We start from the raw sequence: 13,372 nt of genomic DNA, 5'->3' as shown, positions 1-13,372 counted from the left end.
GGGAAGGTCTGATTCCGCGAATCCGGTACGCTTGTGCAAAAAAATGCGCAAGCGGCCGCTTCACCTCCCTGCGTAAGCCTTCCCGTCACTTCGCCTTGTCGGCCTTCTTCTCTGCGGCCGGGAAGCGCAGCGCGATGCGCGTGCCCTTCTTCTTCACGGCGGGGCTTTCCGCCTGGATCTTGCCGCCCATCGCCTCGGTGAAGCCGCGGGCGATGGAAAGGCCGAGGCCGGTGCCGGGCGCCCGCCCGTCCGGCTTGCCGCGCCGGTAGAACTTCTCGAAGACGCGGTCGAGCTCCGAAGGGGGGATGCCCTTGCCGAGATCGGTGACGGAGATCAGCACGTCCCCGCCGTCACGCCGCGCATAGACGTTGACCGGCTCCTCGCCGCCATATTTCACCGCATTGTCGAGCAGGTTGAAGAGCACCTGGCCCAGCAGAACGCCGTCGCCCTCGATAGGCGGCAGGTCCGGCGCGATGCCCGTTTCGATGGCCTTGCCGGGGAAATACTTGCGGGCCCGCTCGACGGCCGTCTGGACGACGTCGGCGACGTCGAGCCGGTCGCTTTTCGGCTTCAGCATGCCGGATTCGATGCGCGTCATGTCGAGAAGGTTCGAGACGAAGCCGCTCAGGCGGCCGCCTTCCTCCTCGATCAGGCGGAGATCGCCGTCGCGCTCTTCGCGGGGCATCGTCTCGCCGCGCTGGCGCAGGTTCGTCGCGGTGTCGACGATCGTCGCGAGCGGCGTGCGCAGGTCGTGCGAGATGGACGCGAGCAGCGTCTCCCGGTAGCGCTCGCCCTCCAGCCTGGCGGCCTGCTCCACGCTTTCCTCCGCAAGGCGGGCGCGGTCGAGGGCGATGGCGGTCTGGTCGAGGATCGCCGAAAGCGCTCGCTCGGCATTGAGGTCGAGCCGTTCCTCGGTCTGCTCGATGCCGCAGACGCCGACCAGCCCGTGCGGGCCCATCAGCGGGCGGAATTCGAAGCGGCTGTCCGGCAGCGTGCCGGTGCCGGCCCCGGCGGTCTCCTGCTTGTCGCGCGTCCAGCGCGCGGCGGTGAAGTCCGTGGTTTCGAGGTCGGTATCCGGCGGCCAGACGGCGGCGACCCGGAGGTCCCCCTTGTCGGGCAGGAGGAGCACGATGTTGCGCCGAAGGCTCGCCTGGAGCTGCGAGACCGCGACCCAGATCGCGTCGTCCGCCGTCGCGGTGGTGGAGAGCCTGCGCGAGAAGTCGTAGAGCGATTGCAGCGCCGTGGCGCGCACCCGCGCCACCTCCGCCTGTTCCTTGATGCGCGAGGCGAAACCGCCGGCGATGATCGCGACGCAGAGGAAGACGACCAGCGCGAAGACTTCGTGCGGCGCGGTGATCGTGAAGGTGTGCAGCGGATCGATGAAGAGGAAGTTATAGGCGAGCGCCGAGAGGATCGCCGCGATGAAGGCCGAGACATAGCCGCCGAGCACCGCCGCGCCGAGAACGGCGAGCAGGAAGAGCAGCGAGATGTTCGGCAGCTCGGCGAAGACATAGACCAGCTTGCCCGCGACGGCGATGGCCGCGGTGAGGCCGACGGCGATGAGGGCCGGCTGGCGATAGGCGGCCAGCGCCGGCAGCGCCAGGCGCTGCGGGGCCGGCGGCTTCTCGTCCTTTTCGGGCGTCACGAAATGCACGCCGATGCCGGCGGCCTTGCGCGACAGCGTGTCGGGAAGCGAGCGCGAGAGGAAACGGGTCCAGCCGCGGTTGCGCTTGGCGCCGATCACGATCTGCGTCGCATGCTCGCGGCGGGCGAGTTTCAGGATCTCCTCGACGAAATCGGTGCCGACCACCCGGCGCGTCTGCGCGCCGAGCTCTTCGGCGAGGCGGAACAGCGCTTCCATGCGCTGCAGCCGTTCCGTCGTCTCCTCCTCGCGGTCGGCCCGCTCGATGGAGACGACCAGCCACGGCGCGTTGAGCCCGGAGGCAAGGCGGCTCGCGACGCGCACCACCTTCTCGGAAAGCGAGTCCGGGCCGATGCAGACGAGCAGCCGCTCGCCGGTCGCCCAGGGCCCCTCTATGGCGTGCTGCCTGAGATAGTCGACCATCTGGTCGTCCACCCGGTCGGCCGTGCGGCGAAGGGCAAGCTCGCGCAGCGCCGTGAGGTTGCCGAGGCGGAAGAAGCGCTCGGCGGCGCGGCCCGTATCTTCCGGCAGGTAGACCTTGCCTTCCCTGAAGCGCTCGATCAGCTCGGTCGGCGGCAGGTCGACCAGCACGATCTCGTCGGCCTTCTTCAGCACGGTATCGGGAACGCGCTCGCGCACCGTGACGCCGGTGATCTGCGCGACGAGGTCGGCGAGGCTTTCGAGATGCTGGATGTTGAGCGAGGTCCAGACATCGATGCCGGCCGCGATCAGCTCCTCGACGTCCTGGTGGCGCTTGGGATGCCGGCTGCCCTCGGGGTTGGAATGGGCGAGCTCGTCGACGAGGACGATGCGCGGATGGCGCGCGAGCGCCCCGTCGACGTCGAATGCCTGACCGTCCTGCGCGCCCGCAAGGCGCGGCAGCACCTCCAGCCCGTCGAGAAGGGCCGCCGTCTCGCTGCGCCCATGGGTCTCGGCGAGGCCGACGACGATGTCCACGCCTTCCGCCTTCAGGCGTCCTGCCCGCGTCAGCATGGCATAGGTCTTGCCGACGCCCGGCGCCGCGCCGAGGAAAACGGTCAGTTTGCCCCGGCGGTCCCTGTCCGCCGTGGCCGGCGATGCGTCGGGGTCGGGTCTGCGACTGTCGTCGCGGTCGATGTCCGTCATTCTCACTCTCGTGTTCGGCGCGGGAAAGGCGCCGGGTTGAGCTGTAGCACGTTCATCCGCGGCTCGCCGATGAATCCGAAAGGCGCCTTCTACACGCTTTTCGATGGGGCTTGCCATATCCGTTTCGCCGGATTGTGCGGGCGGCGCATCGCCCGATGCGAACTGCGCTGTTGACGCGCGCCGCGCGGGGCCCTCTTCTGGCCGCATATCGAATTGCGTGGGGGAATGCATGACCGACCAGAAACGAGTAGCGCTCATCGCCGGGGGAGCCGGCGGCATGGGAGCGGCCATCGCCGCGCGGCTTTCCGCCGACGGCTTCGCGGTTGCCATCGCCGATCTCGAATCGGAGCGCCTGGCGGCGACGGTGGAAACGCTGGGGGCCGGCGGCGGCGAGGCGCTCGCCGTGCCGCTCGACATCCGCAAGGTCGCCGGATGCGCCGCCGCGGTCGAGGCCGTCATGGCCTGGCGCGGCCGGCTCGACGTGCTGGTCAATTCCGCCGGCGTCTGGCGCGAGGGCGAGGCCGTGACGATGACGGAGGCGGACTGGGACCTCGTTCTCGACGTCAACCTCAAGGGGGCGTTCTTCCTCATCCAGGCCGCGATCCCGCATCTTGCGACCGGCGCCTCCATCGTCAACATCGCCTCCGATGCCGGGCTGGTCGGCAACAACGGCGCGTCGATCTACTGCGCCTCCAAGGGCGGCCTCGTGCTGCTCACCAAGGCGCTCGCGCTGGAGCTCGCCCCGCGCCGGATCCGCGTCAACGCCGTCTGCCCCGGCGATGTGGCGACGCCCATGATCGAGTTCCAGGCCGAACGCTATGGCGGGGGCGATCCGGACGGCTACAAGGCGAAGCTCCTGTCGAACTATCCCCAGCAGGCCGCGGCCCGCTTCATCCGGCCGGAGGAGATCGCCCGCATGGTCGCCTTCCTCTGCGAGAAGGACGCCGCCCCCGTCACCGGCGCGGCGCTCTCGATCGATTTCGGCGTGACCGCCGGCTACTGAGGAGAAGGACATGCAGCGCCAGACGGCAATCATCACCGGGGCGGGCGCCGAGGACGGCATCGGCCTTGCCTGCGCCCGCAGCCTTGCGGAAGAGGGCTTCCACGTCCATCTCGTCGCGATCGGCGAGCGGGTCCTCGCCCGGGCGGAGGAACTGCGCCGGGCGGGCTTTCCGGCGACGGGCCACCTCTGCGACCTGACCTTGCGGGCGGCGGTGGAAAGGCTGCGGCAGGAAACCGGCCCCGCTTCGGTGCTCGTCAACAATGCCGGCATGGGCAACCTCGCCCAGCCCGCCCTGCAGCGCGAATTCGTGCAGCTCGAGGAAGAGGACTGGGACCGCGGCATCACCGTCAGCCTCAAGACGGCCTTCCTCGCGACCCGCATCTACCTGCCGGACATGCTGGCGGACGGCTACGGCCGCGTGGTGAACGTCGCCTCCGTGACCGGTCCCTATGTCGCCAATCGCGGCGAGACGGCCTATTCCGCCGCCAAGGCCGGCATGGTCGGCATGACCCATGCGCTGGCGCTGGAGGCGGGCCCGCAGGGTGTCACCATCAATGCCGTCGCGCCGGGCTGGATCGACACCGGCGCCTCGACGGAAGAGGAGCGCCGCGCCGCCAAGGCAACGCCGCTCGGCCGGGCGGGACGGCCCGAGGAGGTCGCGGCCGCCGTCGCCTTCCTCGCCTCGCCGAAGGCGAGCTACATCAACGGCGCGGTCCTCGTCGTCGACGGCGGCAATATCCTGCAGGAGGCCAAGAGCTAGGCTGCATGCTTCATCGCCCGGGCGAGGACCTCGTAGACCCGCGGGTCCTGCATGTGGGCGACATTGAAGCGCATGAAGCCGGCGGCGCTCTGCGAGATGCTGAAGACGTTGCCGGGGGCGAGGACCACGCCGTCGGCGACGGCGGCCTGGGCGACGAGCGCCGAATCCAGCCCGTCCGGCAGGCGGCACCAGAGGTTGAAGCCGCCGCGCGGCAGGAGCCAGGGCTCGATGCCGAGCCGTTGCAGCCGCTCCACCGTCTCGCGCCGCACCCGCACCAGCCGGCGGCGCAGCTCCTCCATGTGCTTGCGGTAGCCGCCGCCCGACAGCATGTGGGCGATGATCTCCGCGGAGATCGGGTTGGGCCCGCCGAAATTGGTGGCGATCTGGAGGTCGACCAGCCCCTCGATCCAGTCCGGCCGCGCCGCGATATAGCCGCAGCGCGCCGAGGCGGAGAGCGTCTTGGAATAGCTGCCGATGCGGATGACGCGGGAAAGCCCGTCGAGCGCGGCAAGCCGGGTCGAGGGCTCCGGCTCGAAATCGGCGACGATCTCGTCCTCGACGATGGCCATGTCGATCGCCCCGGCGGCGTTGAGGAGCCGGTGGGCGACCTGCGGCGAGAGCGTGGCGCCCGTCGGATTGTGGATGGCGGAATTGGTGATGTAGAGCCGCGGCCGCGCGGCGGCAAGCAGCGCCTCGAAGGCGGCGACATCGGGGCCCGAGGTCGAATAGGGCACGCCGACGACACTCACCTGATGGGCCTTCAGCAAAGCCTGGAAATTGAAATAGCAGGGATCGTCGACCAGCACGGTGTCGCCCGGCCGCAACAGGAAGCGGCAGACGAGGTCGAGCGCCTGCGTGCCCGTATTGGTCAGCATCAGGTGGTCCGGCCCCGCCTCGATGCCGTCTTCGGTGAGGCGGCCGAGCAGCAGGCGGCGCAGCGCCGGCGAGCCGCGCGTGCTGCCGTAATAGGCGAGGAAGTCGCTGTCGCTGCGCGCAAGGCTGCGGATGGCGCGGCGCAGCGCCGCGTCCGGCATCCAGTCGGAAGGCAGCCAGCCGCAGCCCGGCTTGAGCACGGCCTCGCCCGCATCGAGCGCCTGCCGGGAGACCCAGAAGGGATCCAGCGCCCGCGCCTTCGGGGTTTCCGCCGAAAGCTTCAGCGGCGGCTGGGCGCTGCTCGCGACATAGAAGCCGGAACCCCGCTGCGCCCGGATCAGGCCTTCCGCCGCGAGGCGGTCATAGGCCTCGACGACCGTCGAGGGCGAGACGCCCATCGTCGCGGCGAAGCGCCGGATCGAGGGAAGCCGGTCGCCCGGGGCGAGGGCGCGGCCGGCGATGCGGCCGCGGATCGCCGTCATGACGTCGAGGGTCCGGCTTCCGGTGGAAAGTTCGGTCATTGTATGGCTCTCCATACCAATACAGTTTGCCATAATTGTACGGTTTTGTTCCTGCCGCCGCCAGTCCCCCCGATGTATCGAGAGGGCGAATGCGAGGTATCATGAAAACAGCGACGGACGGTTGGGGCAGCGGGCTGCTCGGGGTCATCATCTTCAGCGGATCGCTGCCGGCGACGCGCATCGCGGTATCCGGCTTTTCGCCGATCTTCCTGACATCGGCGCGGGCGGTCATCGCCGCGCTGCTCGGCGGCGCGCTGCTCTTTACGCTGCGCCAGCCGAAGCCGTCGCGGGACGATCTCTTCTCGCTTGCCATCATCGCGCTCGGCGTCGTCGTCGGCTTCCCGCTCTTGACGGCGATCGCGCTGCAATACATCACCTCGGCGCATTCCATGGTCTTCATCGGCCTCCTGCCGCTCTCCACCGCCGTTTTCGGCGTGCTGCGCGGCGGGGAGCGGCCGAAGCCGCTCTTCTGGCTGTTTTCCGTTCTCGGCAGCGCGACGGTGGTGGGCTTCGCGCTCAATTCCGGCGCGGAGGTATCGCTTGTCGGCGACCTGCTGATGGTCGCCGCCATCGTCGTCTGCGGCCTCGGCTATGCGGAGGGCGCGGCGCTGTCGCGCCGGCTGGGCGGCTGGCAGGTCATCTCCTGGGCGCTGGTGCTGTCGCTGCCGGCGATGGCGGTGATCGGGCTCTTCCGGCTTCCCGAAAGCTGGGCCGGCATCGCCGGCGATGCCTGGGCGGGGCTCGCCTATGTCTCGGTGTTCAGCATGCTGATCGGCTTCATCTTCTGGTATCGCGGCCTTGCCCTCGGCGGCATCGCGGCGGTCGGCCAGCTGCAGCTTCTGCAACCCTTCTTCGGCCTGCTGCTCGCCGCCGGCCTGCTGCACGAGAAGGTGAGCCCGCTGATGGTCTTCACGACGCTCACCATCGTGCTCTGCGTGGCCGGCGCGCGGAAGTTCGCCCGCTAGCATGGGCACTGCCTTCCCCGCGGCCGGAGCCGCGGGGAAGGCGCCATCGGCTTCAGCCACAACGGGCGGCGAAGGTGGCGGGGCCGATCTCCCTGCCGTTCACGATGAAGACCGAGCCGCCGGGCTGGTCGATCGAGCCGCTGAGGCCGCCGCTCCATGACGGATCGGATTTGCAATCGCGCGGCGTGTTCCTGACGGTGACGCTGCCGGAAAGGTCTTCCGTCGGCCCCATGAAGTAGAGGCCGGCCGTCCTGGCGTTGTCGATCACCACATTCTCGAAGGTGATGTCGGAGACCGGGCCGCCCATGAAGCCCCACTCGTCGCCATAGAGGAACATGCCGTAGGTGCCGGCATTGGTGATCGTCACGTTCTTCAGGTCGATGCCGGAGACCGGGTTGAAGAAGATGCCGGCATTGGTGGTGCCGTCGATCTTCAGGCCGTCCACGCTGACATTCGTCGTCTGCGCCTCGTCCGGCAGCGTGGAGGCGGTGACGAGCATCAGGCCGTTGATGCCGCCCTTCAGCGACATGTCGGTGATCCTGACATTCGACGTGCCCTGCAGCACGACGAGGTCCATGTCGCGGTCCTGCTCCGTGTTGTCGATCGTCACGCTGTTCATGGTCACGTCGTCGGCCGCGACGAGGAGGATGCCCTCGCGGCGCGAGCGGGTGATCGTCACATTGTCGATCGTGATGTTGCTGGCAAGGTCGGTGATCACCGGCGGCCAGTCGCTGTCGTCGATCGCGCTGCCGGCGAAGATGCCGTAGGTGACGTTGTCGATCGCCGTGTCGCGGACCGTGAGGTTCTTCGTGCCATGGGCGCTGATCGCGGCAAAGGGCGCGCGGTTCGGGTCGCCGACGGCGAATTCGCAGGTCGTGTTGTTGGTGCAGATGTAAAGGTCGTGGATGGCGCTGTTCTCGATCACCGCGCCGTCGACGCGCGTCAGGCGGATGCCGTCCTGCGCGGTTGCCGAAACGTCGACCCGGTCGATGGTGAGGCCGGCCGTGTCGGTGCTGCCGATGCCGGCAAGCCCGCCGGTGACCGAAAGCGAGGAGAGCATGCTGTTCGAGGCCATCGTCACGACGTCCTGCGCCGGATCGTAGCCCGTCAGCGTCGTCGCCGCCCCGCTGTTGGTGAAGATGCCGCCGCTCCTGCTCGAAGCGCCGCGCAGCGCCAGTGTTCCCCCGCCGCCGAGCAGGGCCTGGCCCTCGCCGAGCATCAGCGAGCCGTCGAGGCCGAGATTGCCGTCCGCCAGCACCAGCGCACCGGTTCCGGCGCCGGCGAGGAGGGCGTTGATGGCCGCGGCATCGCCGCTCGCGCCGGAAATGTTCAGCACGGTATCGACGGTCTGCCCGTTGAAGACGAAGACGGCGTCTTCCAGCGCGCCGCTCGCGGCGACCTCGGTGCGGATGCCCGCATTGCGCCGCACGGCCTGCGTCATGGGGTCGAACGGATCGACCGCTTCGCCCGCCGGTGCGCCGAACGGAATGCGAAGCCGCGCCATCACGCCGCCGGTCAGCTTGTCCTCGTTGTCGTAGGCGGCGCTTGCGCCGAAGGCGAGCGTCGAGCCGGAAGGAAGGCCGGCGACATTGGCGATGGTGAGTTCCGCGCGCAGCTTGGCGCCGAACATGTCGCTGACATTGCGGCCGTCGTACCAGTAGCTTCCGGCGAAGAGCTTCAGCTCGGCGTTTCCGTCCGGCGAGATGCCGGGGACCCTGACGCCGACTTCGGCATCCGCGCCCGTGCGGCCTTCCTCGCGCCCGGCGCGGAATTTCAGCGCGCCGTTGCTGATGACGCCGCGGCCCGCCCCGTCGGCCGCCTTGCTGCCGTGCTGCGGCAGGTAGATGTTGGCGCGGGTCTCGAAGACCGGGCCGAGCGCCTCGGCCCCGAAGGAGAGCTGGTGGAAATCGTTGCCGTAGCTGGAGCTGAGATAGTCGTAATAGCCGTAGACGCCGAACGTCCACTGGCCCGGCGTCCCGAAGCGGTAGCCCGCGCCGAGCGAGCCCTGCCGGATGCCGCCTTCGACGAAGGCCCCGCTGAGGTCGAGGAAGAAGGCCTGGCCGTCGTCGAGGCGGAACGGCAGCATGATGCCGAGATTGCCCGCCGCCTCGCCCCCGAGCCAGCGGCCTTCGAATTCGGTGAAGCCACGAATATCGGTGGCATGGGCATGCGCGACCCCCACGGCCACCGCTGCTAGCGGCCCGGCTAACCCTTTAACAATGTTCATAAATATCTCCAGTTCGACAATCCGCAGCGCGGATGCGATCGGCGATATTATTCATGACTTAAAGAGTCAACTTTAAAAATATCGAGGTCCGGACGGCATTGGCCGTCGCGCGGTCCGCCGGTGCCGGAAAGGATTTGGGAGGAGGGTTGCGAAAGGTTGAAAAACCAATCGTTAACCATGTCGCAAAAAGGACAACCGCCCTTCCTGCCGGAAAGGGCGGTCGTTCAGAAGCGACAAAATGGCGCAGTTGCGACATCGGCCCGAAGGGGCTCAGTTCGTCCTTGCGGGCTGCTCTTCGGGCGAAACCGCCACGCCGGCCGCCTGCTCGCAGACCTCCACATGGCGCTCCAGCGCCTGGTTGGAGAGAACGGCGCTGATGGTGGTGATGTCGCGTCCCCGATATTTGGGCATTTGCTGGACTGCCTTCAGCCTTTCCAGAAGTGCGAAACGGGTCATGACATCCTCCCTTGGAGTAGAAGTTGAATGGGGTGTCGGCCCCGATGGGCCGGTGGCGAGGTCGCTGTCCTTCGATGGTGCGGGATCGGTGCCCGGCATCCGCCGGATGCGCGGGCGCGAGGGGCGGCCGTCAGGCCGCCTTCTTCGTCGGGTCGAACGGGATCTCGATGTCGACGGCGAGCGTCGAGACCTGCGCGCCGCGTTCCATCTTGATGGAGACCTTCTCGTCGTCGACCTGCATGTGCTTGGAAATCGCCTTCAGGATTTCGTCGCGCAGCTTGTTGACGAGGTCCGAGTCGCCGGTGGAGGCCCGCTCATGGGCGAGCAGGACCTGCAGGCGCTCGCGCGCCGCGGGGGCCGACTGGCCGCGGGAGAAGAAACGGAACGGGTTCATGCCGCTTTCCTTCCGAAGATCTTGCCGAGGAAGCTGCGCTTGTCGCCGGGAATGGTGACGGGCAGGGTCTCGCCTCTCAGGCGGCGTGTCGCCTCGAAATAGGCGAGCGCCGGGGCGCTGCGGCCGTCGGCGAGCGTCACGGGCGCGCCGACGTTCGAGGCGCGCAGCACGTCCATGCTTTCCGGGATGATGCCGAGCAGCGGGATGGAGAGGATTTCCAGCACGTCGTCGACCTTCAGCATGTCGCCGCGCTCGGCGCGCAAGGCGTCGTAGCGGGTGAGCAGCAGGTGCTTCTCGATGCGCTCGCCGTTCTCCGCCTTCAGCGTCTTGGAATCGAGAAGGCCGATGATGCGGTCCGAGTCGCGGACGGAAGAGACTTCCGGATTGGTGACGACGATGGCGACGTCGGCATGGCGCATGGCGAGCGTCGCGCCGCGCTCGATGCCGGCGGGGCTGTCGCAGATCACCCAGTCGAAGGCGTTCTTCAGGGCCGCGATGACCTTCTCGACGCCCTCCGGCGTCAGGTTGTCCTTGTCGCGGGTCTGCGAGGCCGGCAGCAGGTAGAGCGATTCCAGGCGCTTGTCGCGGATCAGCGCCTGCGTCAGCTTGGCCTCGCCCTGGATGACGTTGACGAGGTCGTATACGACGCGGCGCTCGGCGCCCATGACGAGGTCGAGATTGCGCAGGCCGACGTCGAAGTCCACGACGACGACCTTCTCGCCGTTCTGCGCCAGCGCGGCGCCGAGGGCGGCCGACGACGTCGTCTTGCCGACGCCGCCCTTGCCCGATGTGACAACGATTACCTTGCCCATATGTGTCTCCAGTCCATTGGATTTCGTCAGCCGAGTGTCGCGGCCTTGATTGTTTCGCCTTCCAGCCAGACCTGCCCGGGCTTGCCGCGCAGGTCCGCCTCCATGTCGTCCGCCGTCTTGTAGAACCCGTCGATGGCGATCAGCTCCGCCTCCAGCTTGCGGCAGAAGATGCGCGCCGAGGCATTGCCGGTGGACCCCGCCAGCGCCCGGCCGCGCAGGGGGCCGTAGACGTGGATGGAGCCGCCCGCGACGATCTCCGCCCCGGAGGCCACCGAGCCGATGATGGTGACGTCCCCCTCCGGGAAGAAGATCGACTGGCCCGAGCGCACCGGCCGCGAGACGACCAGCGACGGCGTCGTCTGGACCGGCGTCGCGGCGACGGGCGCAGCATTCCTGACCGGCTCTGCCGCTTCCACCGGCTCTGCCGCTTCCACCGGCTCCGCCGGCCCGCTCTCCGGCGCCTCGATGTCGGCCGCCGGGCGTCCATCGGTCATGGCCGGCGGCATGTCGGGGCCGAGGAGGGACGAGCGCGCGCCCTCGATGCCCATGACGCGCACGTTGCGCGCATTGAGCTGGTCGACCAGCTCGCGCAGCTCCGCCCGGTCGATATCCAGTCCCTCGACGTCCAGCACCACCGGCCGGCGAAGGAAGAAGCCGGCCGAACGGGCGGCGAGGTCGTCGAGCCGCCGCAGCCAGTCCGCAAAGGGCAGCTCCGGGGTCAGCGCAAGCGCAAGGAAGGACCGCCCCTTGAGGCGGATCGGCCGGGGTTGAGTTAACACGTCAGTCATCTTGGTTAATTTTCGGTAGCTCCGGTGTAGCGGTGAAATGGTTAACAAAGGGTTAATTTGCAGGTCAGGCTGGCGCGAGGCATGCCTTCCCGGCGGCGCGGGCGGGAATATCGCGGGCGAAGGAAACGTGGAGGTAGACGTGCCATATTCTTCGCGCCCGGTGCGGGTGGAAAAGGGGCTTGGCAGGGGAGGCGAGGTGGGTTGATTCGGTGGGAGATTCGGACTGGTTGGCGGCTGGCGCATGGCATTTCATCCGTTCTCCCCACAGGCGACGGGCTATCATATGAGAGGAAGGCGTCTCTCCATCTCCCTTCTCCCCAGCGGGGAGAAGGTGCCGGCAGGCGGATGAGGGGGATGCCGAAGGCAAGAAGGAAAAGTCTTTCCGTCCCGCGCCCCCTCATCCGACCCTTCGGGCCACCTTCTCCCCGATGGGAGAAGGGAAGAGGGGGCAACGTCGCATTCCATAGGAGATGGCCATGCGGGTGGAAGCGTGCCGCCCGCCCATGTGGAAACGGGGGAAAACGGCGCGGCCCGTTTCCCTTCGGGAAGAGCCGCAGGCAGGCCGAATAAGCCACTTCCCGCACGAAAACGCAGCGCTCCCGTTGCCCGCCGAGCCTTGACCTTTCTCGGGCCCGCATCCTATCTCGTCTCCAGACAGTGGCGGAACACGGGATAAAGCACGATGGCAGCCCATATCAGCGGCGCGGGACTGAAGCGGCAGGCGGTGTTCTGGCTCATCGCGCTCGTTTGCTTCGTCCTCTTCCTGCTCGTCTTCTCCGATATCCTGCTGCCCTTCATCGCCGGCATGGCGCTCGCCTATTTCCTCGATCCGGTGGCGGATCGGCTGGAGCGCATCGGCCTGTCCCGCATGATGGCGACGGTGGTGATCCTCATCACCTTCGTCGTGCTCTTCGCGCTGTCGCTGATGATCGTCATCCCGCTGCTGGCGACCCAGGCCGCCGATTTCCTCGAAAAGCTGCCGGGCTACGTCACGCAACTCCAGGAACTGGTGGCGAGCTTCAATCCCGACCTCTTGCCCAAATGGATCAGCAGCCAGATGGGCACGATCAAGCAGAGCTTCTCCTCCATCCTCGCCGAGGGCGCCGGTTTCCTCGGCACGGTGTTCAAGCAGCTCTGGAATTCCGGCATGGCGCTGGTCAACATCGTCTCGCTGCTGGTGGTCACCCCCGTCGTCGCCTTCTATCTCCTGCTCGACTGGGACCGCATGATCGCCAAGGTGGATAGCTGGGTGCCGCGCGACTATGTCGACAATGTCCGCCAGATCGCTTCGGAGATGGATGCGGCGATCGCCGGCTTCGTGCGCGGGCAGGGCTCCATCTGCATCATCCTCGGCCTCTATTACGGCATCGGCCTTTCCTTCGCCGGCCTCAATTTCGGCCTGCTGATCGGCCTTTTCGCCGGCCTCATCAGCTTCATACCCTATGTCGGCTCGCTGGTCGGGCTGGTGCTCGCCATCGGCGTCGCCGTCGTGCAGTTCTGGCCGGATTACTGGATGGTCGTGCTCGTCGCCGTCATCTTCTTCTCCGGCCAGTTCATCGAGGGCAACATCCTCCAGCCGAAGCTCGTCGGCTCGCGCGTCGGACTGCATCCGGTCTGGCTGATGTTCGCGCTCGTCGCCTTCGGCGCGCTCTTCGGCTTCGTCGGGCTGATGATCGCGGTGCCGGCGGCCGCCGCCGTGGGCGTGCTTGTCCGCTTCGGCCTCAGGCGCTACCTTGACAGCGACCTCTATTACGGCAGCAGCAAGCCCATCTTTCTCGAAGAGAGCACGCCGGAAGACGAATAGGC

General features: G+C 67.8%; 11 protein-coding genes. 4 read left to right on the top strand and 7 right to left on the bottom strand.

Annotation, left to right across the window (positions count from 1 at the left end; genetic code table 11):
• Positions 1–85: 85 nt before the first annotated feature.
• Entirely contained in the window at positions 86–2,767 is a 2,682-nt protein-coding gene (locus ACZ1A1_RS16710; protein WP_463620768.1) for an ATP-binding protein, read from the bottom strand.
• 229 nt (positions 2,768–2,996) lie between these two features.
• Between ACZ1A1_RS16710 and ACZ1A1_RS16705 the strand changes: the two genes are divergently transcribed.
• Both ACZ1A1_RS16705 and ACZ1A1_RS16700 read left to right on the top strand, forming a co-directional pair.
• Entirely contained in the window at positions 2,997–3,770 is a 774-nt protein-coding gene (locus ACZ1A1_RS16705) for an SDR family NAD(P)-dependent oxidoreductase (protein ID WP_463620766.1), read from the top strand.
• A gap of 10 nt (positions 3,771–3,780) precedes the next feature.
• Entirely contained in the window at positions 3,781–4,530 is a 750-nt protein-coding gene (locus ACZ1A1_RS16700; protein WP_463620765.1) for an SDR family NAD(P)-dependent oxidoreductase, read from the top strand.
• Here the strand turns inward: ACZ1A1_RS16700 and ACZ1A1_RS16695 are convergent.
• A complete protein-coding gene (locus tag ACZ1A1_RS16695; protein WP_463620764.1) occupies positions 4,527–5,924 on the bottom strand; it encodes an aminotransferase-like domain-containing protein in 1,398 nt (465 codons plus the stop codon). The two genes, ACZ1A1_RS16700 and ACZ1A1_RS16695, sit on opposite strands and share 4 nt — an antisense overlap.
• A 101-nt stretch (positions 5,925–6,025) precedes the next feature.
• Here ACZ1A1_RS16695 and ACZ1A1_RS16690 point away from each other — a divergent pair, with 101 nt between their 5' ends.
• A complete protein-coding gene (locus tag ACZ1A1_RS16690) occupies positions 6,026–6,889 on the top strand; it encodes a DMT family transporter (RefSeq protein ID WP_463620763.1) in 864 nt (287 codons plus the stop codon).
• Positions 6,890–6,941: 52 nt separating this feature from the next.
• Here the strand turns inward: ACZ1A1_RS16690 and ACZ1A1_RS16685 are convergent, their stop codons facing one another.
• From ACZ1A1_RS16685 to minC, 5 genes are all read right to left on the bottom strand, one after another.
• The gene (locus tag ACZ1A1_RS16685; protein ID WP_463620762.1) at positions 6,942–9,071 is read right to left on the bottom strand and encodes a right-handed parallel beta-helix repeat-containing protein; all 2,130 of its coding nucleotides are present in this window, start codon (positions 9,069–9,071) and stop codon (positions 6,942–6,944) included.
• 315 nt (positions 9,072–9,386) lie between these two features.
• On the bottom strand, positions 9,387–9,572 hold the full coding sequence (locus ACZ1A1_RS16680) for a hypothetical protein (protein ID WP_415212982.1): 186 nt from the start codon (positions 9,570–9,572) through the stop codon (positions 9,387–9,389).
• Between the two features lie 130 nt (positions 9,573–9,702).
• Positions 9,703–9,966, bottom strand: coding sequence for a cell division topological specificity factor MinE (gene minE, locus ACZ1A1_RS16675; protein ID WP_119258150.1), 264 nt, complete (start codon positions 9,964–9,966; stop codon positions 9,703–9,705).
• On the bottom strand, positions 9,963–10,778 hold the full coding sequence (minD, locus tag ACZ1A1_RS16670) for a septum site-determining protein MinD (protein WP_313194051.1): 816 nt from the start codon (positions 10,776–10,778) through the stop codon (positions 9,963–9,965). The genes minE and minD overlap by 4 nt, the downstream gene beginning before the upstream one ends.
• A gap of 26 nt (positions 10,779–10,804) precedes the next feature.
• A complete protein-coding gene (gene minC, locus ACZ1A1_RS16665) occupies positions 10,805–11,566 on the bottom strand; it encodes a septum site-determining protein MinC (RefSeq protein ID WP_463620761.1) in 762 nt (253 codons plus the stop codon).
• A 682-nt stretch (positions 11,567–12,248) separates the two neighbouring features.
• Here minC and ACZ1A1_RS16660 point away from each other — a divergent pair.
• Positions 12,249–13,370 (top strand): AI-2E family transporter, encoded by a 1,122-nt coding sequence (locus ACZ1A1_RS16660; protein WP_463620760.1) that lies wholly within the window; start codon positions 12,249–12,251, stop codon positions 13,368–13,370.
• The last annotated feature ends 2 nt before the right edge of the window (positions 13,371–13,372 follow it).

Source organism: Shinella sp. R2-11, from assembly GCF_055330205.1.
The sequence above is the reverse complement of the archived record's forward strand: the minus strand, read 5'-3'. Positions and strand labels throughout refer to the sequence as shown.

What these genes read in the sequence shown, in the direction of transcription:
- ACZ1A1_RS16660 (WP_463620760.1), top strand. Translation starts at nt 12,249, where the DNA reads ATGGCAGCCCATATCAGCGGCGCGGGACTGAAGCGGCAGGCGGTGTTC.
- minE (WP_119258150.1), bottom strand. Translation starts at nt 9,966, where the DNA reads ATGAACCCGTTCCGTTTCTTCTCCCGCGGCCAGTCGGCCCCCGCGGCG.
- ACZ1A1_RS16695 (WP_463620764.1), bottom strand. Translation starts at nt 5,924, where the DNA reads ATGACCGAACTTTCCACCGGAAGCCGGACCCTCGACGTCATGACGGCG.
- ACZ1A1_RS16700 (WP_463620765.1), top strand. Translation starts at nt 3,781, where the DNA reads ATGCAGCGCCAGACGGCAATCATCACCGGGGCGGGCGCCGAGGACGGC.
- ACZ1A1_RS16705 (WP_463620766.1), top strand. Translation starts at nt 2,997, where the DNA reads ATGACCGACCAGAAACGAGTAGCGCTCATCGCCGGGGGAGCCGGCGGC.
- minD (WP_313194051.1), bottom strand. Translation starts at nt 10,778, where the DNA reads ATGGGCAAGGTAATCGTTGTCACATCGGGCAAGGGCGGCGTCGGCAAG.
- ACZ1A1_RS16690 (WP_463620763.1), top strand. Translation starts at nt 6,026, where the DNA reads ATGAAAACAGCGACGGACGGTTGGGGCAGCGGGCTGCTCGGGGTCATC.
- ACZ1A1_RS16710 (WP_463620768.1), bottom strand. Translation starts at nt 2,767, where the DNA reads ATGACGGACATCGACCGCGACGACAGTCGCAGACCCGACCCCGACGCA.
- minC (WP_463620761.1), bottom strand. Translation starts at nt 11,566, where the DNA reads ATGACTGACGTGTTAACTCAACCCCGGCCGATCCGCCTCAAGGGGCGG.
- ACZ1A1_RS16680 (WP_415212982.1), bottom strand. Translation starts at nt 9,572, where the DNA reads ATGACCCGTTTCGCACTTCTGGAAAGGCTGAAGGCAGTCCAGCAAATG.